The sequence below is a fragment of the Erysipelatoclostridium sp. MSK.7.34 genome (genome assembly GCF_019041935.1).
Taxonomy (GTDB): Bacteria; Bacillota_I; Bacilli_A; order Erysipelotrichales; family Coprobacillaceae; genus Thomasclavelia; species Thomasclavelia ramosa.
In genome coordinates this window covers 41,040-66,125 of record NZ_JAHPYJ010000021.1, presented here as the reverse complement: position 1 = coordinate 66,125, position 25,086 = coordinate 41,040, and the positions used below count along the sequence as shown (strand labels likewise).

Annotated in this window: 23 protein-coding genes; 17 read left to right on the top strand and 6 right to left on the bottom strand. The window is 31.5% G+C overall.

Translation table 11 applies throughout. The features are described from left to right. Positions 1 to 83: 83 nt before the first annotated feature. From aroB to KTF99_RS12995, 5 genes are read left to right on the top strand one after another with little or no spacing between them, the layout of a single operon-like run. Entirely contained in the window at positions 84 to 1,142 is a 1,059-nt protein-coding gene (gene aroB / locus KTF99_RS13015; protein WP_009009376.1) for a 3-dehydroquinate synthase, read from the top strand. A 1-nt stretch (position 1,143) separates the two neighbouring features. Continuing rightward, positions 1,144 to 2,424, top strand: coding sequence for a 3-phosphoshikimate 1-carboxyvinyltransferase (gene aroA, locus KTF99_RS13010; RefSeq protein WP_029481316.1), 1,281 nt, complete (start codon positions 1,144 to 1,146; stop codon positions 2,422 to 2,424). Then, on the top strand, positions 2,402 to 3,469 hold the full coding sequence (aroC, locus tag KTF99_RS13005; RefSeq protein ID WP_003537964.1) for a chorismate synthase: 1,068 nt from the start codon (positions 2,402 to 2,404) through the stop codon (positions 3,467 to 3,469). Before aroA ends, aroC begins: the two co-directional genes overlap by 23 nt. A gap of 3 nt (positions 3,470 to 3,472) precedes the next feature. Then, on the top strand, positions 3,473 to 4,591 hold the full coding sequence (gene pheA, locus KTF99_RS13000) for a prephenate dehydratase (protein ID WP_009300772.1): 1,119 nt from the start codon (positions 3,473 to 3,475) through the stop codon (positions 4,589 to 4,591). A 9-nt stretch (positions 4,592 to 4,600) separates the two neighbouring features. After that, entirely contained in the window at positions 4,601 to 5,107 is a 507-nt protein-coding gene (locus tag KTF99_RS12995; protein WP_003537966.1) for a shikimate kinase, read from the top strand. Here the strand turns inward: KTF99_RS12995 and KTF99_RS12990 are convergent. Further along, entirely contained in the window at positions 5,104 to 6,240 is a 1,137-nt protein-coding gene (locus tag KTF99_RS12990) for a GGDEF domain-containing protein (RefSeq protein WP_003537967.1), read from the bottom strand. The genes KTF99_RS12995 and KTF99_RS12990 overlap by 4 nt on opposite strands. Before the next feature lie 149 nt (positions 6,241 to 6,389). Between KTF99_RS12990 and KTF99_RS12985 the strand changes: the two genes are divergently transcribed. The 6 genes from KTF99_RS12985 (at position 6,390) to KTF99_RS12960 (ending at position 14,301) form a co-directional block, all read left to right on the top strand. Continuing rightward, positions 6,390 to 6,794 (top strand): GNAT family N-acetyltransferase, encoded by a 405-nt coding sequence (locus KTF99_RS12985; RefSeq protein WP_008793008.1) that lies wholly within the window; start codon positions 6,390 to 6,392, stop codon positions 6,792 to 6,794. Between the two features lie 11 nt (positions 6,795 to 6,805). Further along, a complete protein-coding gene (locus KTF99_RS12980) occupies positions 6,806 to 7,939 on the top strand; it encodes an exonuclease SbcCD subunit D (RefSeq protein ID WP_009300769.1) in 1,134 nt (377 codons plus the stop codon). Further along, positions 7,929 to 10,961, top strand: a complete 3,033-nt coding sequence (locus tag KTF99_RS12975) for an SbcC/MukB-like Walker B domain-containing protein (RefSeq protein WP_217215605.1) — start codon at positions 7,929 to 7,931, stop codon at positions 10,959 to 10,961. Before KTF99_RS12980 ends, KTF99_RS12975 begins: the two co-directional genes overlap by 11 nt. A gap of 53 nt (positions 10,962 to 11,014) precedes the next feature. Next, entirely contained in the window at positions 11,015 to 12,454 is a 1,440-nt protein-coding gene (gene proS, locus KTF99_RS12970) for a proline--tRNA ligase (RefSeq protein WP_003537972.1), read from the top strand. A 91-nt stretch (positions 12,455 to 12,545) separates the two neighbouring features. Then, positions 12,546 to 12,974 (top strand): MarR family winged helix-turn-helix transcriptional regulator, encoded by a 429-nt coding sequence (locus KTF99_RS12965; protein WP_003537973.1) that lies wholly within the window; start codon positions 12,546 to 12,548, stop codon positions 12,972 to 12,974. Beyond that, positions 12,967 to 14,301, top strand: coding sequence for an MATE family efflux transporter (locus KTF99_RS12960; RefSeq protein ID WP_003537974.1), 1,335 nt, complete (start codon positions 12,967 to 12,969; stop codon positions 14,299 to 14,301). The genes KTF99_RS12965 and KTF99_RS12960 overlap by 8 nt, the downstream gene beginning before the upstream one ends. Positions 14,302 to 14,472: 171 nt before the next feature. Here KTF99_RS12960 and KTF99_RS12955 read toward each other — a convergent pair whose 3' ends face one another. Then, positions 14,473 to 15,084: a peptidylprolyl isomerase gene (locus KTF99_RS12955; protein ID WP_003537975.1), complete on the bottom strand. Its 612-nt coding sequence runs from the start codon at positions 15,082 to 15,084 to the stop codon at positions 14,473 to 14,475. A 140-nt stretch (positions 15,085 to 15,224) separates the two neighbouring features. Here KTF99_RS12955 and KTF99_RS12950 point away from each other — a divergent pair, with 140 nt between their 5' ends. The 5 genes from KTF99_RS12950 to KTF99_RS12930 all read left to right on the top strand — a co-directional run bounded on the left by KTF99_RS12950 (position 15,225) and on the right by KTF99_RS12930 (position 19,340). Then, positions 15,225 to 16,037, top strand: coding sequence for a pyridoxamine kinase (locus KTF99_RS12950; protein WP_008793012.1), 813 nt, complete (start codon positions 15,225 to 15,227; stop codon positions 16,035 to 16,037). Between the two features lie 11 nt (positions 16,038 to 16,048). Next, on the top strand, positions 16,049 to 16,693 hold the full coding sequence (locus KTF99_RS12945) for a TatD family nuclease-associated radical SAM protein (protein WP_003537978.1): 645 nt from the start codon (positions 16,049 to 16,051) through the stop codon (positions 16,691 to 16,693). Between the two features lie 57 nt (positions 16,694 to 16,750). Then, positions 16,751 to 17,485: a tyrosine-protein phosphatase gene (locus tag KTF99_RS12940; RefSeq protein ID WP_003537980.1), complete on the top strand. Its 735-nt coding sequence runs from the start codon at positions 16,751 to 16,753 to the stop codon at positions 17,483 to 17,485. A 51-nt stretch (positions 17,486 to 17,536) separates the two neighbouring features. After that, positions 17,537 to 17,941: an MG284/MPN403 family protein gene (locus KTF99_RS12935; RefSeq protein WP_003537981.1), complete on the top strand. Its 405-nt coding sequence runs from the start codon at positions 17,537 to 17,539 to the stop codon at positions 17,939 to 17,941. An 82-nt stretch (positions 17,942 to 18,023) separates the two neighbouring features. Next, positions 18,024 to 19,340 (top strand): NCS2 family permease, encoded by a 1,317-nt coding sequence (locus KTF99_RS12930; RefSeq protein ID WP_003537982.1) that lies wholly within the window; start codon positions 18,024 to 18,026, stop codon positions 19,338 to 19,340. A 493-nt stretch (positions 19,341 to 19,833) separates the two neighbouring features. Here KTF99_RS12930 and KTF99_RS12925 read toward each other — a convergent pair whose 3' ends face one another. Beyond that, positions 19,834 to 20,304, bottom strand: coding sequence for a TspO/MBR family protein (locus KTF99_RS12925; protein ID WP_003537983.1), 471 nt, complete (start codon positions 20,302 to 20,304; stop codon positions 19,834 to 19,836). A 140-nt stretch (positions 20,305 to 20,444) separates the two neighbouring features. On the opposite strand from KTF99_RS12925, the gene KTF99_RS12920 reads away from it, so the two are divergent. Further along, the gene (locus KTF99_RS12920) at positions 20,445 to 21,200 is read left to right on the top strand and encodes an exodeoxyribonuclease III (protein WP_003537984.1); all 756 of its coding nucleotides are present in this window, start codon (positions 20,445 to 20,447) and stop codon (positions 21,198 to 21,200) included. A 144-nt stretch (positions 21,201 to 21,344) separates the two neighbouring features. On the opposite strand, the gene KTF99_RS12915 is transcribed toward KTF99_RS12920, so the two are convergent. The 3 genes from KTF99_RS12915 to KTF99_RS12905 all read right to left on the bottom strand — a co-directional run bounded on the left by KTF99_RS12915 (position 21,345) and on the right by KTF99_RS12905 (position 24,992). After that, the gene (locus KTF99_RS12915; RefSeq protein ID WP_003537985.1) at positions 21,345 to 22,709 is read right to left on the bottom strand and encodes a sodium-dependent transporter; all 1,365 of its coding nucleotides are present in this window, start codon (positions 22,707 to 22,709) and stop codon (positions 21,345 to 21,347) included. A 257-nt stretch (positions 22,710 to 22,966) separates the two neighbouring features. Next, positions 22,967 to 24,529, bottom strand: a complete 1,563-nt coding sequence (locus KTF99_RS12910) for an amidohydrolase (protein ID WP_217215603.1) — start codon at positions 24,527 to 24,529, stop codon at positions 22,967 to 22,969. A 79-nt stretch (positions 24,530 to 24,608) separates the two neighbouring features. After that, positions 24,609 to 24,992, bottom strand: coding sequence for a CoA-binding protein (locus KTF99_RS12905; protein WP_003537988.1), 384 nt, complete (start codon positions 24,990 to 24,992; stop codon positions 24,609 to 24,611). Positions 24,993 to 25,086 lie beyond the last annotated feature (94 nt).

The following is a 25,086-nucleotide window of genomic DNA, read 5'->3' as shown; positions in this document are numbered from 1 at the left end:
ATATGAAGAATTATTAAAACAAATTTCTAAAATAGCTGAAGTTGTTGGAAAGAAAGTATAATTAATTAGGAGGAAATATAACGATGGAAATGACAGTTTCATTAAAAGAAAATAGCTATCCAATCTATATTGAAAAAGGAATCTTAAACCAAGCTGATAAATATATCAAGGAGATATATCAAGGTAATAAAATCATGATAATTTCGGATGATCAAGTTTATCATTATTATGGTGATTTATTAACAAACGTTCTAAATAAAGAATACATTGTTGAGCATGTAACGGTTCCTCATGGTGAACAGTCTAAACGTTTTGATATTTTACCATCGTTATATAAAGCTTTATTAGATTTTAAATTAACAAGAACAGATTTAATCATCGCTTTAGGCGGCGGTGTTATTGGGGATTTAGCCGGGTTTGTTGCAGCGACCTTTTTACGAGGTGTTAAATTGGTCCAAATCCCAACTTCATTATTAGCACAAGTTGATTCTTCAGTAGGGGGGAAAGTAGCAGTTGATCTACCAGAAGGAAAAAACTTAGTGGGGGCTTTTTATCATCCGAGAATGGTTTTGATTGATCCAAATACTTTAAAAACATTACCAGAGCGTTTTATTAATGACGGGATGGGAGAAGTAATCAAATATGGCTGTATTAAAGATAAAAGTTTGTTTGATAAACTAAATAGTTATGATAACTTTGAACAGTTATACATGGATATCGATGAAATAATTTATCGTTGCATTGGTATTAAGCGTGATGTAGTCGAAAGAGATCAGTTTGACTTCGGGGATCGTTTATTACTGAACTTTGGGCATACACTTGCACATGCAATTGAACAATATTATCATTATGAGAAATATTCACATGGTGAAGCAGTTGCAATAGGAATGGTACAATTAACTAAAATTGCCGAAGAAAATGATTTATCACCAGTGGGGACTAGTGATATAATAAAAGAAATTTGTATTAAATATAATTTACCAGTTTATAGCGGATTAAAAACAACCGACTTACTGGAGGCAATAAGTCTTGACAAGAAAAATATTAATAAAAAATTATCGTTAGTATTGTTAAAGGAAATAGGGGATAGCTATGTCTATCAAAGTAATCTTTCATTAATTCAAGCAAAGGATAGGGTATAGAATGACAGCAGTAAAAATTACACCGACTAAATTAAGTGGTGTGGTCCAAGTACCACCGTCAAAATCATTAGCTCACCGAGCTATTATATGTGCTAGTTTAGCTAAAGGAATCAGTCGTATCGATAATATTGAATATTCTAAAGATATTCAAGCAACAATTAAAGCAATGCAATCATTGGGAACCAAAATAGAGAAATATGATGACTATTTAATCATTGATGGCACAACTACTTATACAAAGCAAAATAGTGAGATTGATTGTGAAGAATCTGGATCGACGCTAAGGTTTATGGTTCCAATTGCAATTGTTGAGGAAAATAAAGCTCATTTTGTTGGACGCGGTAATTTGGGGAAACGACCGCTAAATACTTTTTATGAAATATTTGAGCGTCAAAATATTGGTTATCTTTATAAGGAGGATATCCTTGATCTATATGTAATTGGTAAGTTAAAACCCGATCATTATAAGGTTCCTGGGAATATTTCTTCACAGTTTATCACTGGACTGCTATTTGCATTACCTCTATTAGATGGTGATTCGATTATTGAGATCACTTCACCGTTGGAATCAAAAGGATATATTGATCTAACTTTGCAGATGTTAAATCAATATGGAATTAAAATTGTCAATAATGATTATAAAAGTTTTATTGTAATGGGGAAACAAGAATACCAGGCTCATGACTATCGAGTTGAGGCAGATTTTTCTCAGGCGGCTTTTTATCTAGTTGCTGGAGCGATTGGGAATGATGTTGTATTAACAGATTTGAATCTTGATTCGTTACAGGGAGATAAAGCAACTTTAGAATTTCTTGAAGCCATGGGGGCTAAAGTTTCTGTAGTTAGTGATGGTATCAAGGTTACGGGTGAAAACTTAGCAGCAACAATTGTTGACGCTAGTCAATGCCCTGATGTTATACCTGTGGTTTCAGTAGCTTTAGCTTTAGCTCAAGGTAAAAGTGATGTTATTAATGCTAAAAGATTGAGAATTAAAGAATGTGATCGAATCATAGCAACTCGTTCACAGCTTAATGAATTAGGTGGAACCGTCACAGAGTTACCTGATGGAATGACGATTCGCGGTGTTAATGAGTTTACTGGCGGTAATTGTTCTAGTTTTGCGGACCATCGAATTGCAATGATGTTAGCAATTGCTGCTACTCGCAGCAGTCAGCCTGTTGTTATTGATAATATGGAATGTGTAGAAAAATCTTATCCAAGTTTTTGGGAAGATTACCAGTCATTAGGAGGAATTATTGATGTCATCGACGTGGAAAAATAATATTGAGATAACAATTTTTGGAGAATCTCATGGAAAAGCAATTGGGATTGTTTTAGGAAATCTACCAAGCGGAATCAAGATTGATTTAGAGGAAGTAGCCAAAGAAATGAAACGTCGTGCTCCTGGACAGGATAAAATGTCAACTGCTCGAAAAGAAGCTGACAAGGTAGAAATAATGAGTGGGTTACAGGATGATGTAACGACTGGTGCACCATTATGTGGAATAATTTATAATAGTGATCAGCATTCTAAAGATTATTCATTATTAAAAGAAAAAATGCGTCCTGGTCATAGTGATTATCCAGCTTTTATTAAATATAGAGGATTTAATGATGTACGTGGCGGTGGCCATTTTTCAGGAAGAATCACTGCTCCGGTTGTTTTTGCTGGGGCTATAGCAAAACAAATTTTGGCAAAACAGGGGATTCAAATTGGAGCACATATTCTAAGTATTAAAAACGAGTATGATGAAAATTTTGATATGCGTTTATCAACTAAGACACTTGAATATTTACGCAGACAACATTATCCTGTCATTAATCAAGAAAAATATGAAAAGTTTGTTAATATTGTTGATGCTGCACGAATGGATCAAGACTCAGTAGGTGGCAAGGTTGAATGTGCGATTATTGGTTTAAAACCTGGTCTTGGTGAACCGTTTTTTGATTCAATTGAGAGTCATTTATCAAGTTTGTTATTTTCAATTCCAGCAGTTAAATCAGTAGCTTTTGGAAATGATAAGATTAGTGAATTATTTGGTAGTGAAGCTAATGACTGTTACTATTATCAAGATGCTCTAGTAAAAACTACTAGTAATAACAATGGTGGGATTACTGGTGGAATTTCTAATGGAATGCCAGTCGTTTTTACAGTTGGAATCAAACCGACACCTTCTATTTCTAAAGAACAAAAAACGATTGATGTAAAAAAACATGAAAATACAACATTAGGAGTTCATGGACGTCATGATCCTTGCATTGTTTTTAGAGCAACTGTAGTTGTCGAAGCTATGGCAGCATTAGCAATGTTGGATTTGGTGAGGTAATTTATGAAAGATTTAGAACAATGTCGTCGTGAAATCGATGAAATCGACCAACAATTGATTAAATTATTTGAGCAGCGAATGAATGTTAGTAAAGATGTTGTCACTTACAAATTAGCTCATGGATTAGAAATTTTTCAACCAGAACGTGAAAAAGCAGTAATTGAAAAAAATGCTGCACGGATGCTGAATCCAGAGCTTGCTGATTATGCACGTAATTTTATGCAAGATGTTATGGATGTCGGGAAGAGCTATCAAGCTACTTTTATTCCTCTAAATAATCTTTATAATTTAGCTGCACCAAAACGAGAAAATATTAAAGTTGGATATGCAGGGGTGCCTGGTGCTTTTGCTCATCAGGCGATGTTAGAATACTTTGGAAATGTAGAAAATACTAACTATGTTAATTTTCGTGATGTTTTTGAGGCTTTAAAAAATGCGGAAATTGATTATGGGATTGTTCCTCTAGAAAATTCTTCAACTGGAGCAATTAATGATAATTATGATTTAGTTCGGGATTACGATTTCTATATTGTTGGTGAGCACAGTGTCTGTATTTCACAACATTTATTAGGGATTAAGGGGGCTAAAATTGAAAATATCAAAACAGTCTATAGTCATCCCCAAGGAATTCAGCAGTCAGCTGATTTTTTAAGAAATAATCCTCAAATGTTGTCTCAAGACTTTTCGAATACAGCTGCAGCAGCAAAGTATGTAAGTGAATGTAATGATTTATCTAAAGGAGCGATTGCTTCAAAAGTGGCTGCAAAACTGTATGATTTAGAAGTATTACAGGAAAACATTCATAATGAAAAAACTAATAATACTAGATTTATTATTTTTGCTAAACATCTTGAAGATCATCCTCAAACTGATCGGGTGAGTATTGTATTTACATTACAGCATAAAGTTGGGGCTTTATATGGGGTGTTAAAAGCAATTAAAGATCACCAAATAAATTTATCAAGAATTGAGTCGCGTCCTATAAAGGATAAACGTTGGCAATATTATTTTTATATTGATTTTGAAGGTAGTCTTCATGATGATAATGTCAAATTGGCATTAGAACAAATGAAAACAAATTGTCTTACCTTAAGAGTCTTAGGCAATTACCATCATGCATAGGGAGAAAAGATGAAAAATATTGTATTAATTGGCATTATGGGATGTGGTAAAACTACTTTATCTAGAATGCTTGGTGAAAAATTAAACAGACCAGTTATTGACATTGACGAATATATTGTTGAAAAATATCATCAAACAATTCCAGAGATGTTTGAAGTTAGTGAAACATATTTTAGGAATAATGAAACTGCTGGATGTAAAGATGTTTCCGACTTAAATGGGCATATTATTTCAACTGGTGGAGGGGTTGTTTTAAGACCTGAAAATATTAAATATTTAAAGCAAAATGGAATAATCATTTATATTGATCGACCTATTGATAATATTTTAACGGATGTTCAAGTTACAAGTCGTCCTTTGTTAAAAGAGGGCCCACAGAAACTATATGAATTAGATAAACAACGGCATCAGCTTTATCTTGAAGCTTGTGATCATCGTATTGTTAATGATGATACTTTAGAAAATATTACTGATAAAATTATTGAGTTAATAACTAAAAATAAGTTTGAGGATTAATCCTCAAACTTATTTTTTTCTTTATTTAGTTTTTTATTTGTATACATTTTAGCATCTGCACGTTTGAATGTATCCTTTAAATCATGATCAATTTTAGGATCATAAACAGCAAAACCAATAGAGATTGATAATTTTTCATCAGTTTGTTTTGAAAGCTCTGTTTGAATTGCTGTTACAACAGCTTTGATTTGCTGTTTGGCATCATGATGAATAAGAATGATAAATTCATCCCCGCCAAAACGATAAACTGTATTTTTTTGGACATGTTTTTCAAGAATTTTAGCAACTTTTTTAATATATTCATCACCAGTACGATGTCCATATGTATCATTGATTTTTTTTAGATCATTAAGATCGGTAATAATTATTCCGGTATTGTGCTTATGTGTTGATAAGTTTTCAAAATCTATTTCAAAAGCATTCCGATTATGTAAATTTGTTAAGTAATCAGTATTAGCCATATCTTTAAAACGAGGATTTGAAATTCTTCTAAATGATAGAACGGCAATGATAGTAGCGATAAGACTAGCCATAATGGCAATCAACGGTGTAATAATTCGAATTTGTTTAAAGGCTTCAAATTGATGACTAGCATCAAATTCAATTCCTAACACGCCAACTACTTTTCCTTCGTCGTGTATAGGGTAATATGAAACAAAAATGGGACCCCAGGTAGTTTCCTTAATCTGATCTGGCAAAATAATTTTATTTTTTAATGCTGCTTTAAGCTCAGGAATTATTTCTTTTTCAATTTTATCTCCAGGATAACGAAAATCTGGACTTGCAGTTGGCAGTCCATCGACAAGATAGATATATTCGCCTTCATCTGTCATTTTTGCAGTATAGAGATATAAAACATTTGTTGCATTTTTTACATCTTCTAATTTTTGTTTTATTTGTTTATAAGTATCATTTTTCATATCAAGAGAAAAATTATGATTAAAAGTATCTTTGTCTAAATAATTTTCTACATAATGATATATCGTGTTTGAACGTTCTTTTAGACTATAGATCATATCATCGTGAGTGATTTTATAATTAAAAATATAGACACAAAAAAAGGATGCACAAACAATTATGATTGTAATGATCGATACTTGATAATCTACCCGATCGAGCCGTTTAAATTTCATTGGTTTCAACCCCTTTCTTTGATTCTACCATAAATTGACTAAATTGTGTTTAGATATGCTGATTATAAAACCAAATATTGTCAGTCAAAGTAATAATATTCATCCTCATCAAAATGGTATTTATGATATAATGTGTTAAGGTGATAGAGATGCAGTTAGAAAAACAAATATATATTGATAAAGATTTACCAGCTGGCTGGAAACCATATTATATTTTTTTAATGAAAGTAAACAATGAAATTGTGGGGCGAATGACTTTACGAGAAGGTAGTTGTGAAGAACGATACTATGATGGACATATTGGTTATACTGTTGAGCCCGAATTTCGTGGGCATTATTATGCGTATCAAGGAGTCCAGTTAATAAAACCAATAGCCTTAAAACTAGGGTTTAAGGAACTGATAATTACTTGTTCACCAAATAATTTAGCTTCTAAAAAAACGATTTTAAAATTACAAGCACAATATTTAGAAACAGTAGAAATACCTAAAAAATATCGGAAAGATTTTGAAGCCGGTGAAACAATTAAAGAGGTTTATTTAATTAAATTATAAGGAGGAAAATAATGAGATTTGTTCATATTAGTGATATTCATTTAGGAAAGTTGTTATATCAACAAAATTTATTAGAAATTCAAGCTGATTTACTGAATCAAGTTTGTGATTATTTAGTCGATAACGAAATAGACGTTTTAGTCATGGCTGGAGATATTTATGATCGGAGTGTTCCTAGTAATGAAGCTATTGATGTTTTAAATGATTTTTTAACAAAAGTTATTTTAAAGTATCACAAAAAAGTTTTGATGATAGCGGGAAACCATGATAGTGCGAGTCGATTAAGTTTTGTTAGCGGATTGCTAAGACAAGAAGGATTGTATATTGAAGCATATCCGGCTAAACAAATGAAGCCGATAGAAATTGAAGGGGTTAATTTTTATTTAATGCCTTTTTTTAAACCATCTTATATTCGCTATTTGTATGAAGATGAACAAATTGTTACATATCAGGATGCTTTTCGATGTTATCTTGAACATCAAAAAATAGATTTTACTAAACCGAATGTTTTAATTACCCATCAATTTATTGCTGGAAATAGTGAAGTTATGCGAAGTGAAAGTGAAGCAGTATTAAGTGTAGGTGGAACGGAAATTATTGATGTTTCATTAGTTAAACAATTTGATTATGTAGCTTTGGGACATATCCATGCACCTCAAAAAATATCAACTGAAACTATTCGCTATAGTGGCAGTTTAATGCGTTATTCTTTTGACGAAGTTAATCAAACTAAAAGTATAGTTGAGGTAACGATTGATAATAAAAAAGTATCCTATCAGCTTGTATCATTACAACCTAAACAAGACTTAATTAAAATCACTGGGAGTTTTGATGAAATCATGGCAGATTCGTTTGCCATTAATAATAATGATTTTATTGCAGTTGAATTAACAGATTCAATGTTAGTGCCTAATGCGATTGATTATTTAAGAACAAAATTTTCAAATGTATTGCAGATTACTTATCCAAAACTAATAAGTAATGAAACGAGTAATAATACTAAAGCTGATCCTGGATTTGAAAAACTTGATTCAGTTGCTTTATTTGAACAATTTTATCAAAAAATAAAAGGTACAGAACTAAGTGCTGAAGCCAAACAGATTGTTACAGAAATCATGATGGGAGGGAAAGAAAATGTTGCCTAATCGTCTTACTATGTCAGCATTTGGGCCGTATCATCAAGTAGTGACAATTGATTTTGAGCCATTTATTCAAGATGGTTTATTTTTGATTACTGGTCCTACTGGAGCTGGAAAAACAATGATTTTTGATGCTATTATGTTTGCTTTGTATGGAGTATCAAGTGGGAGTGAACGTAGTAGTGAACAATTTCGAAGTGACCAAGCTAATCATGATACTCCTACTTTTGTTGAACTTGATTTTATTTTACATAATCAGCATTATTTAATTAAGCGGTCACCACGATATTTATTAGAGGGTAAAAAAACACCTAAGTTACCCACTGCATTATTAACATTGCCGGGTGGTAAAATGATAGAAGGAATCAAAGAAGTTAATTATAAAATTAAAGAAATCCTGGGAATCGATGATAAGCAATTTAAACAAATTGCTATGATTGCCCAAGGTGAATTTACAAAACTTATTTATGCAGGGAGTGAAGAGCGAGAAAAAGTATTACGCAATTTATTTAAGACAGATAATTTTAGATGCTTAGAAGAACAGCTCAAATTGCGAGTTAAAGAATATAAGAGTAAATATGATTTACTTTTTAAACAAAGAGAGATGTTGTTAAAGAGTCTTGATGTAGAAGATGAGAAAATTGATTTAGATGAATATTTGGATTCACTAGAAAAAAAGATAAAGATTAAAGCGATGGAGTACCAGCAAAATGCACAATATTATGAGCAAAAGGCAAAAGAGCTAAATGTCATTGAGATAAATAATCGTCGCTTAGAATATCTAGATGATTTAAAAATCCAGCTATCGAATTATTTAAGCAAAGAGGATTATTATCGAGAATTAGAGAAGATGATCAAAGATTTAAAAAGAGCCAATCAACTTCAAAATATCTATTCACTAATGATTAGTAGTAAAACTAAATTAGCTAAGCTAAGAGAAAAAGAAAAAGTCTTAAATGAACGCTTATCATTTGCAAAAAATGATTTAAAAAAGCAGGAGAAACAGTATGCTTTAGTCTCTAAATATCACGATGAAGTTGCTCAGGGACAAATTGAATTAGAAAAAATGGTAGAACTAAAACAAAATGTTTTAGTATATCAAAAAGATTTAAATCAGGGAAATAACTTAAGGAAACAGATTAAAGTAATTGAGAGTAAAAATATCGGTTTAAATGATAGATTACAAAAAAGTGCTAAAATTATCGAACGAGATAGTAATAGTATTGCTCATTTAGATAAACTTAAGGGTGATTATGAGTTGATAAATCAAAATTATCAAAAAATTCATGCTCATAAACTTGAGATTCATATCTTAAGCTCTGATTATGATAAATTTTTAAGAGAAGAGGAACATTGTTATGAGCTTCGTGAACAGTATCAAAAAATTGAAGAAAAATATTTGAATGAAAAAAATAAATATGATCAAATGGAACATCATTTTAGATCAAGCCAGGCTGGTATTTTAGCAAGCAGTTTAAAGGAAAATGAACCGTGTCCTGTTTGTGGTTCTTTAAACCATCCACAATTGGCAGATTTTGATCAAAAAATAGTTTATCAAGAAGATTTAAAAAAAGCAAAAAAGAATTTTGATAAGTGTAGCGAAACACGAAATGATATTTATAATGCTTTAATATTAAAACAGCAAGAAGTTACTTTATTAAAGAAACAAATGGAAAATGATTGTCAGCGCTTAGGAATTGAAGAAGAATTGGGGAAAGAAGTTTTTATTAAAGTATTAGGAAAGATCAATATCGATGAAAATAAATTATTAAAACAGGCTAAAGAATTGGATAATGAAATTATTTATTTAAATAACTTAAAAATAAGTTTAGCTAATCATCAGAAGGATCTAGATTTATTAGAACAGAATATTCAAAAAAATAATGCACAAGTACAAGCTTATAAAGATCAATTAAATCAAGTCATTGGACGAATGGAACAAAATAAACAATTAAAAGATTTAACGCATCATCAGGTTGATCAGCAAATTGAAGAAAAGCAAAAAGAATTGTTAGGTTTGACTAAAATAATTAAAGATATTGAAGAAAAATACCGTTCTATAAATGAACAGATTATTCAATTGGAAGCTCAAAATAGGTCGTATTGCCAGCAAATCAAAGATGAGGAAAATAATTATCAGCAAGTACTAAGAGAATATCGTGGGAAACTGAATAGTTTATTTACAGATGAAAAGGAATTTTTAGAGATTATTAAAAACGTCAGTCAGCTTGAAAATAAAGAAAAGGAGTATCAGGCTTATTTAATTGCCAAGGATTCTTTGAATAAACAAATTCATGAATTGCAACTTGAATTAAAGGGAATTGAAGTTATAGATGTTGAAGTCGTAAAAGAAAAACTAATTATTTTAAAACAAAAATTAGATTCTGCTTTAAATATTTTAAATAATTTAAATGCCCAATTAATGACAGTAACCAGTACAATCAAGAATATTAAAAATATTGATCAGGAATTAAGTAATAGCCATGATATTTATCAATGTTATTTAGATTTAAGTGAGGTTACATCTGGAAAAAACAGCTATCGAATTTCATTTGAACGTTATGTTTTAGCGGCATATTTTGAAAATATTCTAGTTTATGCTAATACCCTGCTAAAACGTATGTCGCAAGGACGCTATCAGCTTTATCGTCGTGATAACCGCTCTAAAGGGGCAGGAAAGCAAGGACTGGAATTAGATGTTCTTGATTTAGAAAGTGGACTTTTACGTGATGTTAAAACATTGTCGGGTGGAGAGTCTTTTAAAGCGGCATTATCTTTAGCTTTAGGGCTTTCTAAAATGATTCAAGGTTATGCTGGAGGGATAGAATTAAATACTTTATTTATTGATGAGGGCTTTGGTTCTTTGGATAGTCAATCATTAGATCAAGCAATTGACTGTTTGATTGATATTCAACAAGATGGTAAATTAATTGGAATCATTTCGCATGTTAGTGAATTGAAAGAGCGAATTGATCATAAAATTATTCTTTCACGGAAGAACAAAGAAACAAAGATTGCTATTGAATAATCACTTTATTAATAGTAAAATAGGGAAAGATTATAATGAAATGAGGAGAAATAATGGCAAATAATAAGAAAAATGATGCAATAACGGCGATGGAAGACGATTTTGCTCAGTGGTATACTGATGTCTGTCGTAAAGCAGAATTAATGGATTACAGCAGCGTAAAAGGATTTATTATCTATCGACCATATAGTTATGCGATGTGGGAAGCAATCCAACAATACATGGATAAACGTTTTAAAGAAACAGGACATGAGAATGTTTATATGCCGATGCTTATTCCACAATCATTATTACAAAAAGAATCTGATCACGTTGAAGGATTTGCACCAGAATGCGCAATAGTAACGAAAGGTGGGTTAGATGATCTAGAAGAAAATTTGATCATTCGTCCTACTTCAGAAACACTTTTTTGTGAGCATTATGCTAAAATAGTTAATTCATATCGTGATTTACCAAAATTATATAATCAATGGTGTTCGGTAGTACGTTGGGAAAAAACGACAAGACCATTTTTAAGAGGATCTGAATTTTTATGGCAAGAAGGTCATACTGTTCATGCGAGTGAAACAGAAGCTCGGGCTGAAACATTGCAAATGTTAGAAATCTATGAAGATACTGCTAAAAACTTATTAGCAATCCCAATGCTAACGGGACGGAAAACTGAACGTGAAAAATTTGCAGGAGCTGAAGAAACTTATACGATTGAAGCACTAATGCATGATGGTAAAGCTTTACAGTCAGGCACTAGTCATTATTTTGGACAAGGTTTTGCTAAAGCGTTTGATATGAAATTTTTATCAAAAGAAAATAAATTAGAATATGTTTATCAAACATCTTGGGGAGTTTCAACAAGATTGTTAGGAGCAATTATCATGGTTCATGGTGATAATAATGGTTTAGTTTTACCGCCACGGGTGGCACCGACTCAAGTAATGATTATTCCAATTCAACAACAAAAAGCAGGGGTTTTAGATAAAGCTTATGAAATTGAAAAACAGCTAAAAGAAGCTGGAATAAGAGTTAAAGTTGATGCAAGTGATAAATCACCAGGATGGAAGTTCTCGGAAGCAGAGATGCGTGGCGTACCATTAAGATTAGAAATTGGTCCTAAGGATATAGAAAATAATGCTTGTGTAATTGCAAAACGTAATGATGGAACTAAAGAGAAGTATGCATTAGATCAAGAACTAATTAATACAATTGAAACCCTTTTAGACACAATTCATGATGAAATGTATCAAAAAGCATTAAATCATCGCAATTCAAATATTCGTCAAGTTAACACATATGATGAATTTAAAACTACATTGGAAACTAAAGGCGGTTATATCAAAATGATGTGGTGCGGTGATGAGGCTTGTGAAGTTAAAATCAAAGAAGAAACTGGAGCAACCAGCCGATGTATTAAAGAAGAGGAAGAAGCATTTGGTGATGTTTGTCCTATTTGTGGTAAACCAGCTAAAAAGGTTGTGTATTTTGCAAAAGCATATTAAGATACGAAATTTTCGTATCTTTTTTGTTGTTAGTTGACATATCAACTAATGTTGGTATAATAGTTGACATATCAACTAATGGAGGTGCAAAATGGAAAGAATTGGACGGATTATTCATCATTTAGCAATATTAAATCGAAATGATAGTAATCAAAGATTAAAAGAGTATGGATTAACAAGTAATGAAGGTTCTGTCCTAATGTTTTTGAGTCGTCATAGTAAGGTTTATCAAGAAGAATTGATTAAAGAATTACAAATTGATAAAAGTGCTGTAACAAGATTGCTCCAAAATATGGAAAATAAAGGGTTAATCAAACGAATTCAATCGCCTGTTGATAAACGTTTTTATTTATTGGAGATGACAGCCTTAGGTCAAGAAAAACAGCAGATAGTTGACCAGACATTTGCTAAAAAAGATTTTATTTTAGTATCTGGGTTGAGTGAAAAAGAACAAGAAGAACTTCGAAGAATGTTAGATGTGATACAAACAAATCTAAAAGGAGGTAAAATAAATGAATGATGAGAGAATGGGAAATAAAAAAATCCTTCCATTATTAATAGAATTTAGTGTTCCAGCAATTATTGGGATGCTAGTTAATGCAATTTATAATGTGGTTGATCGAATGTTTATTGGAAATGCGCCACAATTAGGAGCGGTAGGGATTGCTGGAATTACAATAAGTTATCCAGTTACATTAGTATTAATGGCAATTTCATTAATGGTAGGAGTAGGTGGAGCTACTCGTTTCAGCATTTCTTTAGGACAAAAAGAGAAAGATAAGGCTTCAATCTATCAGGGTAATGCAATTGTTTTAACAGTTGTTTTTGGGCTGATGTTTACTGTATTAGGGAATATTTTTATAACACCCATGTTAGAAGTTTTAGGTGCTAGTAAAACAGTTTTGCCATATGCCAGCGATTACTTATCAATTGTTTTGTATGGAGCAGTATTTCAGTGTGTTGCAATGTGTGGGAATAATTTTTCTCGGGCACAAGGCAACCCTAAGAATGCAATGATTTCACAATTAATAGGGGCCGGATTTAATATCGTTTTTGATTATATTTTAATCATTCAGTTGCATATGGGAATGAGTGGTGCAGCTATAGCGACAATTGGTGGACAATTCTTAAGTATGATTTGGCAACTGTGCTATCTATGTTCAAATCGCTCTTTGATTAAGTTAGATATCGAACATATGAAACTAAAGCTGATCTATGCGTTAGATATTATTAAAACGGGAATACCAGCATTTTTAATGCAAATGGCTAATAGTGTTTTAAACTTTATTTTGAATAGTACATTAGGAATGTATGGTGGTGATATCGCAATTTCAACAGTAGGAATCATTACTAGTTTCCAAACTATATGCCAGATGCCTTTAACAGGTTTAATGCAAGGGCAACAACCATTGATTAGTTATAATTTTGGGGCAGGCAATTATCATCGAGTTAAAGAAACTTTAAAATATGCGATTATCGGTGGTACAATGATTGCAGTTGTAGGTTTTTTAGCAGTACAATTTTTCCCGGAAACTATAATTAGAATGTTTAATGGTGAGGCAGAAGTTGTAAAACTAGGCACAAAGGCAATTCGAATTTGGTTCTTATTTTTACCATTGTTAGGGGCTCAAATCATGACTGCTAATTATTTCCAATGTATTGGTAAAATTAAAGTAGCAAGTATTTTAAATTTACTTCGTCAAGTAATTATTTTGATTCCAATGATTTTATTGTTAGCGACTTTCTTTGGTTTGAATGGTATTTTCTGGGCTGTTCCAATTGCTGATTTAGGAGCGTTTGTAATTACAATTTTCTGTTTTATAAAAGCAATCAAAAAGCTAAAGTAAAAAGATTTCTACTCTATAGAATAAGACATGAAATAAAAAATGGATTATTCATAGAGTAATTTATTTTTTATTAAAAAATAATAACTTTATTAGCATTATTTCCTAAAATCGACATTAAATTCTCATCAGATAAAAAAGCCATGGATAGAAATCCATGACTTACATGCCTGATTATTTTAACATTTTAATTGAAGTAATTACAGGCTGGTTAGAAGCTTCAACAGTTCCATTATTATCAGTTACTGGAACAGTTGTAGCAATTTTGTCAACTACCTCGATTCCTTCATAAACATAACCAAAAACAGCATAATCCCCATCTAGTGAAGTAGTTGTTTGATGCATAATAAAAAATTGTGAACTTGCACTATCAGGATCAGATGAACGCGCCATTGAGATTGCACCGCGAGTATGTTTTAAAGGATTTTCAACACCGTTAGAACTAAATTCACCTTTGATTGTTTCGTCAGAACCACCAGTTCCATTCCCTTTTGGGTCACCCCCTTGAATCATAAAGCCGTCAATGATCCGATGGAAGGTCAACCCATCATAGAAACCTTCTTTAACTAGTTTTACAAAATTAGTTACAGTAATAGGTGCTTCATCAGCTTGAAGTTCAACTTTGATTACTCCATAATCCTTAACATCGATTTCGATTCGATAATTACCGCTTAACAAATCTTTGGATGCTGTTTTCTTATCTTGTTCATCATTACTTTTTCCACCACATCCGGCTAAGCTTAATGCTAATAGCATAACCATTGTAAATTTAAATAATTTCTTCATATTATCTCCTTATATCTATCTATTATTTATTATACAAAATAGTGGGTGGGATTGTCCATATAAAAATAATCAAAACTGTCATGGTTAAAAAATATAAAAATGTGATAAAATGAATGACAATGATAAGGGGATAAAATGAGATGAAAAGAATTGCTTTAATAAATGATGTAACAGGATATAGTAGATGTTCGATTGCAGCGCAGCTGCCGATAATTTCAGCAATGGGAATTGAATGTGTTTTTGTTCCAACTGCAATCCTATCAGTAAACACAATGCATCCAGAATATTATTTCGATGATTATACGGATCGAATGAATGATTATATTGAAACATATAAAAAAATGAAGGTTAGTTTTGATGGAATTGCTACAGGATTTCTTGGTTCAGAAAGACAAATCGATATTGTCATTGATTTTATAAAAACTTTTAAGAAAAAACATACATTTGTATTAGTAGATCCGGTAATGGGTGATCATGGGAAACTTTATCCGACTTATACTACTGCAATGCAAGATAAAATGCGTCAACTAATACCATATGCGACAATTATGACACCCAATTTAACTGAATTATGCGCACTTTTAGAGGTACCATATCCGCATGATATAATTAATCGGGATGAGCTGATTGAAATGTGTCGCCAATTGTCAAATTTGGGCCCACAAATGGTCGTTGTAACAGGGATTAGTATTGGTGACGAAATTATTAACTTTGCATATGAACAAGGGAAGGAACCTGCCATTATCAAAGTAAAGCGAATAGGCGATGATCGAAGCGGGACTGGTGATGTTATCAGCGGTGTTATTGCGGGAAGTTATTTAAATGGTTTGAATTTCTATCAATGTGTTGAAAAAGCTGCAAATTTTGCATCTAGGTGTATTGAGTATAGTCAAGCAGTTGGAGCTCATAATCATTTGGGACTATGCTTTGAGCCTTTCTTAAAAGAACTTTAGGAGGAAAGAAAATGGTGATTTTATATACGCTACATGGTAATGGATATATTGATTTAAAAGATCTAGATACGTATAAGGGAATAACTTGTTATGTTAACAGCACAAACAGATGTAGTTGTGCATGTACTTTTTGTTTACGTAATACAAAAGAAATGCTTGAATCAAATTCTCTATGGTTAAAAAGGGAGCCGACTGTAGAGATGATTATTGCGGAATTTGAAAAATATGATTTAACAGCATTTAAAGAAGTAGTATTTTGTGGTTTTGGTGAACCGTTAACTCGCCACGATGATTTAATGAAAGTTGCAAAATATATTAAAGAGAAAAGGTCAGATTTATCGATTAGAATCAATACAAATGGCTTATCATCAATTACGTTAGGGCGTGATATTGCGCCTGATTTTAAGGGAGTAATCGATACAGTATCTATAAGTTTAAATGCTCCAACTAAGGAAGAATATTATGAATTAACAAGAGCCTGTTATGGAGTTGATTCATTTAACTACATGCTCCAATTCACAAAAGCGTGTAAAAAATATGTACCAAGTGTTGTTTTGACAGTTGTAGATATAATCGGGGTGGAAAAAATTAAATTGTGTCAAAAAATTGCCGATGGTCTTGGAGTAGAGTTAAGAGTTCGGCCGTTTGAAGAATAATAAATTGTATCAAGATTATAATTATGATAGAATTTATAACAGTGAGGTAATTATAAAATGATGCAATTAAGTCGTGAAGAAAGAATGTTAGATGTAAAAAGTATGACTAATGTTCGTGATTTGGGTGGCTATGAAACTCAAACTGGTTTTTATACAAAAAGTCATAAATTTATTCGTTCAACCAATCCAAGTAAGTTATCAGATGATGAGAAAGAATATCTTTATGATTATGGAATTAGAATGCAAGTAGATTTACGAAGTGACTTTGAAGTCGAACAGTTACCAAGTCAATTAACGGGTTATCGTGATATTGAATACTATAATGTCAATTTAATGCAGTCTAAAGATTTAAATGTTCTCCCTAGTGAAGTAACAAATTATCAAGATTTAGCTGGTTTTTATATTTTTATGCTAGAGGCAAATAAACAGCAGTTTAAAGAAGTTTTTGAATTGTTTTATGATCATCCATACGATGCAATTATGTTTAATTGTTCAGCTGGAAAAGATCGTACTGGGGTGATTGCGGCATTATTGTTAGATTTAGCAGGTTGTCATGATTATGATATTGTTAAAGATTATTCAGAATCATATGAAAATAATCTTAAAATAATTTCTGAATTGGAACGTTTGGTTGATGATGCTAATCGCGCATTTTTAGAATCTGCTCCACAAATGATGATGAAATTTTTGGACTATTTGAGAGAACATTATGGAAGTGCTAAAGAGTATTTGGTAAGTTGCGGTCTTGAAGAAGAAAAGATTATTGAAATTATAGAAAATTTTGTAATTTAAAAAAAGTAATTCTCCTATTTGAGTTGTATATGATAATAGGAGGATTTTTTTATGAGAAAAACAAATAAACTGACATTTAAACAAAAACAAGAAGCAGTAGCGGAGCTGTTTAAGCAGTTTCACCGAGCTAAATTGAAATTGTATTGTTTAGAAAATACTAATTTCTATCCGCAGTTAAATATCGGGATGCTTCATGAAAAGAAAAGTGGATATAATGCTTCAATTGCTGAACGCTTAAATCAACGAATTGATGATAGAGATGAATTGGAGCGAGTGGTGGCAGCATTTGAAATTGTGATTCAAGCATTAAGTCCTGAGAGTCAATTAATTATTACAAATGAATTTGTTTTACAGAAGAATCATGAGTGGTGGCTTGAATTTTATAGTCGAGCAACTTATTATCGTTTAAAAACAAGAGCCTTGGAAGAAATATTATTTTATGTAAATATTTCATAATTGTCATATATTAGCGCTTTTTCCTTGAAAAGACTGGTATTTTAGATATAATAAAAAGGTATTTTTAAAAAGGAGAAAGACAATGCTTGAAAAGATTTTTAAATTAAAAGAAAAGGGAACAACGGTCAAAACAGAGGTTATTGCTGGAATTACTACGTTTTTAGCAATGGCTTATATTTTAGCTGTTAACCCGAACATGTTAAGTGAGACTGGGCTGTCTTATGATGGCGTTTTCTTAGCAACGGCACTATCTTCAGGGATCGCAACTTTGATCATGGGGTTATTAGCCAACTATCCAGTTGCTTTAGCACCGGGGATGGGAGTTAATGCATTATTTACATATACCCTTGTTTTTTCAATGGGGTATAGTCCTGCAGCAGCATTGGCAGCGGTTGTAGTATCAGGAATAATTTTCTTGTTAATTTCAGTTACTGGGGTGCGTAAAGCAATTATTAATGCAATTCCTCAACAATTAAAGCTTGCGATTGGAGCTGGAATTGGATTTTTTATCGCCTTTATTGGACTAAAAAATGCTGGAATCATTATTGGAAGCGAATCAACATTTGTGGCGTTAGGGAAGTTGACTGATCCAGTTGTATTATTAGCAGTATTTGGGGTCTTAATAACAATTATCTTAATGGCTCGTAAGACACCAGCAGCAGTATTTTATGGATTGGTGATTACCGCAATTGTTGGAATTGTAGCTGGTTTATGTGGTATCGAGGGAATGCCGGCAATGCCTTCAAAAATTGTTTCAATTGATTTAGATACTAGTGGGTTTGGTATATTTATGAATGGTTTTGGTGAGTTATTTAGCCATCCGGATTGTATTGTAGCATTATTTTCATTGTTATTTGTTGATTTTTTTGATACCGCAGGAACATTAATTTCAGTTGCGAACAAAACTAATTTAGTTGATGAAAATGGTGAGTTAGATAATATTGAACAAGCATTAGTTGCTGATTCTACAGGAACAGTTATTGGAGGAATTCTAGGAACCTCTACTGTTACTTCTTTTGTTGAATCAACAGCTGGGGTTGAAGCTGGAGGAAGAACAGGATTAACTGCTTGTACTACAGCAATATTATTCTTCTTATCAATTTTATTTGCTCCAGTACTTAGTGTTGTAACTAGTGCGGTTACTGCTCCTGCTTTAGTGGCAGTTGGAATTTCCATGGCAACTCAATTAGGTGGAATTGATTGGGATGATATCGTTTTCGCTGCATCTGGTTTCATCACAGTGATCATGATGATTTTAACTTATTCAATTTCAGATGGGATTGCATTTGGTTTTATTGTTTATGGTATTACTAGTGTAATTGCTGGTAGATCTAAAGAAATCAAACCGATTGTTTGGGCTTTAATTTTAATCTTCGTAGTATATTTTGCTTTAATATAGTGAAAAGATACTTGTGAACTATTTTAAGTAATAGTTTATCAAGTATCTTTTATTATTTAATAAATATGATTTAATTTAAAGTTTTATTAATAATATATGTGGGTTAGCCCCTTGCTGACTAAGATTATTTTTCAATACTTTCTAGTTTTGAATTGATTCAATCAGCTCGGTAATAAAGCAATTTGAGTGACAAGGTCAATCGTTGCAATTAAACCTGTGCTTCGTTAGTATAAAAATGTAATCAACTATTTTGATTTTTTACTATCTAAGTAATCTTGTTTATTAATTTACCAAAAGTAGTAACATTTATAATTACTATATTTCTTATTTTATTAATCATTTGATATTAGAGAATAATATTATTTTTTCCTAATAGCTATTCAATTATATCAAGTGTCCAATTTGACAAAGCAAAGTAATTGTCAATGGAAACTTACTTTAAAAAAATAAACTTAGTTTCTCGGCAACTATTTCTAATATAATATTCAAGACTTTAATTATTTACAAAAATCCAAAAATTTAAATATAAGGCAAAAAGTATCCAACCCATGTAAGGAAGTAATAAAAAAGCTGCTAAAGGACGGATTTGATAAAATAATTTGATAAGAATAGCAACTAGAATACATAGTGTAATCAATATTGCTAGTGCTAATAAAAAACTTTGGTAATTAAAAAAAGCGATAGGCCATGCAAAATTAATCAGTAGTTGAAAATAATAAATAATAAGAGCAGTTTCTTTATTTTTACTATTACTTCGATGAATTAGATAACTTGCTAAACCGATTAAAATATAAAGAAATGTCCAAACGATTGGGAATAGATATCCAGGCGGAGAGCACTTAGGAAGGTTAACTGTTTGGTATACATCCATTGCATTCATTGTAAAAATTGCACTTAAAGCACCGATTCCCAGAGAGATTGATAGATTTAATATAATATATTTGTATTTTTTCAATTTTATCACCTATATTAGTATAGACAGATTATCGGAAAATATTAAAAATCTTAAGAAGTGATAAAGAATGATAAATTTTTTTCTAATATAGAAAAAAACACTTCTATAGAAAAGCGCTTTCATGTATAATAATAGAGTGAGGTAAGAGAATGAAATTAGTATCATGGAATGTTAATGGAATTAGAGCCTGTATTACAAAAGGGTTCTATGATGTTTTAAAAGAAAGTAAAGCAGATATTTTTTGTGTCCAAGAAACAAAGATGCAAGAAGGTCAAATTGAATTAGAAAAGCATGGATATTATACTTATATGAATAGTGCTGAAAAAAAGGGTTATAGTGGAACTTTAGTGTTTTCTAAAGAAAAACCATTAAATTATAGTTATGGAATTGGTATCGAAGAACATGACCATGAAGGCCGCGTTGTTACGCTTGAGTATGAAAAATTTTATTTAGTCAATTGTTATACTCCTAATAGCCAAAATGAATTGAAACGATTGGACTATCGGATGCATTGGGAAGATGATTTTCTTGCATACTTGAAGTCTTTGGAGAAGAGTAAACCGGTTATTTTATGTGGTGATTTAAATGTAGCCCATCAAGAAATTGATTTAAAGAATCCTAAAACGAATCGTAAAAATGCAGGTTTTTCTGATGAAGAGAGAGCTAAGATGACAAATTTATTAGAAAATGGTTTTATAGATACGTATCGATATTTATATCCTGATCAAGAAGGTGTTTATTCTTGGTGGTCATATCGATTTAATGCCCGTAAGAATAATGCTGGATGGCGGATTGATTATTTTATTGTTTCAGATTGTTTAAAAGAAGGGATAAAAGAAGCGTTTATTTGTACTGATATTTTGGGCAGTGATCATTGCCCCGTTGGATTAGAAATAGATTTATAAGATATGTTAAAGGAGATTGTGTCAATGGCACCAGTTACATTATTATCATTTCTTACTCTTTTAGGAATAACCGTATTTTTCTTTGCATGTGTAGCGTACAATAAAATAAAAAACAAGTAATGATTTATTTCATTACTTGTTTTTTTAAATTGAAATAATCCCCATTGTTGATAAGACTGAACTAATTAATATTATTAATAGGCCAGGGACAACAACATATTTCATACAAAATAGATAAGCTTTTTTACGCTTGAATTTAGAACTGTATTCAACTTCGTCAGTAACTGTTTTAAAACCGGTTACTTTGATGATAAGTAGACATGTACAAGCTGCAGAAATTGGCATCATGATTGAGTTTGTCATAAAATCAAAGAAATCAAGAATACTTAAACCAAGCGGTGTAATGAAATCTAAAACACCAAATCCAAGTGAACATGGAATACCTAATAAAGCAATTCCTCCAAAAATAAGAACACAGCATTTTTTTCTTGAAAAATCATATCGATCTTGAATAATTGAAACACAACATTCCATTAATGAAATTGCTGAAGTTAATGCTGCGAACAGTACTAATAAAAAGAATACTAATCCAATAATGTTACCAAATGACATACTGGCAAATACTTTTGGCATTGTAATAAACATTAAGGAAGGACCGGCGTTTAGTGTATCTGGATTTCCACCAGAAAAAGCAAATACTGCGGGGATAATCATTAAACCTGCTAGAAAGGCAATTAATGTATCCATTATCTCTACTTGAGTAATTGATTGTTCCATATCAATTTCACGTTTCATATATGAACCATATGTAAATAAAATTCCCATCCCGATAGACAACGAATAGAACATTTGTCCCATAGCCGCTACTACTGTCATGATTGAAAAACGCGAGAAGTCAGGAATTAAATAGTATTTAACCCCTTCAATAGCACCAGGTGTAAATAATGCATATAAAGCAATGAATAGAGCCATTGCAACTAAAGCAGGCATTAATACTTTACTGCATTTTTCAATTCCTTTTTCAACACCTAGCATAACTACGCCAAATACCATTCCAGCAAAGACAAGTAACCAGATGACAGGCTGTAGTGTTGAAGATGAAAAACCAGTAAAATAGGTATCACTAACTAAGCTGGCAGAATTGTTTGTAATAAATTCAAATAAATATTTACAAACCCATCCCCCAACAACACAGTAGTAAGGTACGATGAGCATTGGCACGATGGCATTTAGCCAACCACCAAATTGAAGTTTTTTTGCACCCAATTGTTTATAGGCTGCAATCGGGCTCTTTTTTGTTTTTCTTCCCAAGGCAGTTTCACTAATTAGCAAAGCAAAACCAAAGGTAATCGCTAAAATAAAATATGTGAATAAAAAAGTACCTCCACCATATTTAGCTGCTAAATAAGGGAAACGCCAAATATTCCCGAGCCCGACAGCAGAACCAGCTACTGCCATAACATAGCCCAGGCGACCAGAAAAGCTACTTCGCTTGTGTTTTGTTTCCATTTTTATCTCCTATTATTAAATTTTCATGCCTTTTCATTATAATAAAATTTGTCTATAAAAGTCAATTAAATGGCACTAAATAGGATGTTTTTGTTATGATTTTGTTAATGCTGAGTTAAATTAGATCAATAGTGTTATGATATAAATATAAATAAGTAAAGAAGGGATAAAATATGGCACGAATAATTGCAATTATTATGGCCTTATTTGGTCATAAAGGGCATTCGTAATTTCGGTATTAAAAAAGATATCTACGTTTAGATATCTTTTTTATATATTGTAATACCATCTTTAATTGTCTCAATGATCTTAATCTGACGAATTTCCTCGATTGCAACTTTGCAAGGATTACGATCAAGGATTAAAAGATCAGCTTTTTTTCCTTCTTTAATAGACCCTTTCAAGTGTTCTTCAAAATATTGATAAGCGGCATTAATTGTTACTCCTTTTAATGCGTTGTAGACAGATATTTGTTCATCTGTCCCCAAAGTAACCCCGTTTTTGGTTTGGCGTTTTACAGCACACCAAATCGTTTCTAACATGTTTGGCTCAATAACAGGGGTATCTTGATGGAAGGTATAAGGTAAATCTAATTTTAAAGCACTATGAACACAAGAAATAGATTCAGCACGTTGTCCAAGATTACGGCGGTGAATATCACCCCAATAATAGATATGAGCAATGAAGAAACTAGGAATCATTCCAATGCTTTTTAGCCGCGGTAGTTGATCTGGTCTTAAGGTTTGACTATGAATCATTACAGGGCGTAGAGGTGTGTACTGATCATTAAAGGCATCAAGTAGTTGATTGGAAGCAGCATCACCGTTACAATGAGTTAGTAGTTGCGCTTTATCATTAATAGCCATATCTACGAATTTTTTAACATCTGAATCTAAGTAGATCGGATATCCACAATAGTCACCACTATTTTCATATGGCTTAGATAACCAGGCGGTTTTTCCTTGTGGAGAACCATCTAGAAATAACTTATAACCGCCTAGTTTAAAATGATTTAAGTAATGATGATATTGTTGATTATCCCGATATAAAGAATAATTATTTTTAATATCAACATAACCTACAACATCGAGAAATAATTTATTTTCTGTCGCCAAAGAGTTCAATAAATCAAATTCATGCTGTTTCATATATCCCTCTTGCACAGTTGTGATTCCATAGCTAGCATAGATTTTTAAGGCATCAAGGATTTGTGTTTTTAAATTTTTATTTTCCTTGCTTCCTTGGCTTGCAATCGTAATAAAAGCTTGTTCCTCAAGATAACCATTTAAATGACCATCCTCATCACGTCCGTATTTACCACCAACAGGATCGTTAATTTGATCAGTTAGTCCTAGTAGCTGCATTGTTTTAGTATTGACTACACCCATATGACCTGATGCATGAGCCGTCATAATTGGATTAGTGGTAGAAATTTTATCTAAATCACTTGCAGTAGGATGGCATTGTTCTTTGAGAAAATTATGATCATAGCCAAAACCTATTAACATTTCTTCTGAAGTAGGATTATTTTCTTCAATATAATTTTTAAAACATTGAATAATTTGAGCAATACTTGTTGCTTTACTTAAATCAACAAGTTTAAGTGTACTTGCTAAAGAAACAACATGACTATGACTATCAATAAAAGAGGGCATTAAACATTTTCCTTGTAAATCAATGAACTCAGTATCAGCACAGACTAGATTTTTTATTTCAGAATAATTACCACATTTTTTAATCACACCATCTTCTACATAAATAGCTTCATAATCACTATTTTCCATCGTTAGAATATCACCATTATAATATATTTTTTTCATATAAACCTCCTATTAATATTATAGCCATTGCAAATGAAATTAATATTAAGTTAAACAAAAAATCAGTTTAAAACTGATTTTATAAATCTTGACTTTCTATTAAAACACAATTTTGATAATAATTAAGATTATTTTCATTAATCAAAGAAATCAAATCATCATTATAAGTACCTGGCTGTAACCAGATATGTTTGATATTAAGCTGGTTACATTCTTTAATATAATCTATTCCAAATTTTGGACTAACAACAAACACAGCAACGTCAATTTTATTTTTAATGGCAGTTAGATTGGGAAAAGTTGACTTTCCATCAATTTCTTTATAAATAGGTGAAACCCCATACACAGTTTTTTCTATTTCATTTAAACGTTGATAAATCTTGTAGCCAAATTTATCAGGATTTGTCGTTACACCGATTACTGCAAAATTTTGATAATGAGTTAAGATATCTTTAGCATTCATAATTTCAGCTCCTTTATTTTGATAAATATATTATATCATGATAATGGCAAGATATAGTGATAGATGCTTCTTTACTTATAAAAGAAGCTAATTT

Excerpts from the sequence above, each read along its gene's own strand:
- aroB (WP_009009376.1), top strand. The coding sequence starts at position 84 with ATGGAAATGACAGTTTCATTAAAAGAAAATAGCTATCCAATCTATATT.
- aroA (WP_029481316.1), top strand. The coding sequence starts at position 1,144 with ATGACAGCAGTAAAAATTACACCGACTAAATTAAGTGGTGTGGTCCAA.
- aroC (WP_003537964.1), top strand. The coding sequence starts at position 2,402 with ATGTCATCGACGTGGAAAAATAATATTGAGATAACAATTTTTGGAGAA.
- pheA (WP_009300772.1), top strand. The coding sequence starts at position 3,473 with ATGAAAGATTTAGAACAATGTCGTCGTGAAATCGATGAAATCGACCAA.
- KTF99_RS12995 (WP_003537966.1), top strand. The coding sequence starts at position 4,601 with ATGAAAAATATTGTATTAATTGGCATTATGGGATGTGGTAAAACTACT.
- KTF99_RS12990 (WP_003537967.1), bottom strand. The coding sequence starts at position 6,240 with ATGAAATTTAAACGGCTCGATCGGGTAGATTATCAAGTATCGATCATT.
- KTF99_RS12985 (WP_008793008.1), top strand. The coding sequence starts at position 6,390 with ATGCAGTTAGAAAAACAAATATATATTGATAAAGATTTACCAGCTGGC.
- KTF99_RS12980 (WP_009300769.1), top strand. The coding sequence starts at position 6,806 with ATGAGATTTGTTCATATTAGTGATATTCATTTAGGAAAGTTGTTATAT.
- KTF99_RS12975 (WP_217215605.1), top strand. The coding sequence starts at position 7,929 with ATGTTGCCTAATCGTCTTACTATGTCAGCATTTGGGCCGTATCATCAA.
- proS (WP_003537972.1), top strand. The coding sequence starts at position 11,015 with ATGGCAAATAATAAGAAAAATGATGCAATAACGGCGATGGAAGACGAT.
- KTF99_RS12965 (WP_003537973.1), top strand. The coding sequence starts at position 12,546 with ATGGAAAGAATTGGACGGATTATTCATCATTTAGCAATATTAAATCGA.
- KTF99_RS12960 (WP_003537974.1), top strand. The coding sequence starts at position 12,967 with ATGAATGATGAGAGAATGGGAAATAAAAAAATCCTTCCATTATTAATA.
- KTF99_RS12955 (WP_003537975.1), bottom strand. The coding sequence starts at position 15,084 with ATGAAGAAATTATTTAAATTTACAATGGTTATGCTATTAGCATTAAGC.
- KTF99_RS12950 (WP_008793012.1), top strand. The coding sequence starts at position 15,225 with ATGAAAAGAATTGCTTTAATAAATGATGTAACAGGATATAGTAGATGT.
- KTF99_RS12945 (WP_003537978.1), top strand. The coding sequence starts at position 16,049 with ATGGTGATTTTATATACGCTACATGGTAATGGATATATTGATTTAAAA.
- KTF99_RS12940 (WP_003537980.1), top strand. The coding sequence starts at position 16,751 with ATGATGCAATTAAGTCGTGAAGAAAGAATGTTAGATGTAAAAAGTATG.
- KTF99_RS12935 (WP_003537981.1), top strand. The coding sequence starts at position 17,537 with ATGAGAAAAACAAATAAACTGACATTTAAACAAAAACAAGAAGCAGTA.
- KTF99_RS12930 (WP_003537982.1), top strand. The coding sequence starts at position 18,024 with ATGCTTGAAAAGATTTTTAAATTAAAAGAAAAGGGAACAACGGTCAAA.
- KTF99_RS12920 (WP_003537984.1), top strand. The coding sequence starts at position 20,445 with ATGAAATTAGTATCATGGAATGTTAATGGAATTAGAGCCTGTATTACA.
- KTF99_RS12915 (WP_003537985.1), bottom strand. The coding sequence starts at position 22,709 with ATGGAAACAAAACACAAGCGAAGTAGCTTTTCTGGTCGCCTGGGCTAT.
- KTF99_RS12910 (WP_217215603.1), bottom strand. The coding sequence starts at position 24,529 with ATGAAAAAAATATATTATAATGGTGATATTCTAACGATGGAAAATAGT.
- KTF99_RS12905 (WP_003537988.1), bottom strand. The coding sequence starts at position 24,992 with ATGAATGCTAAAGATATCTTAACTCATTATCAAAATTTTGCAGTAATC.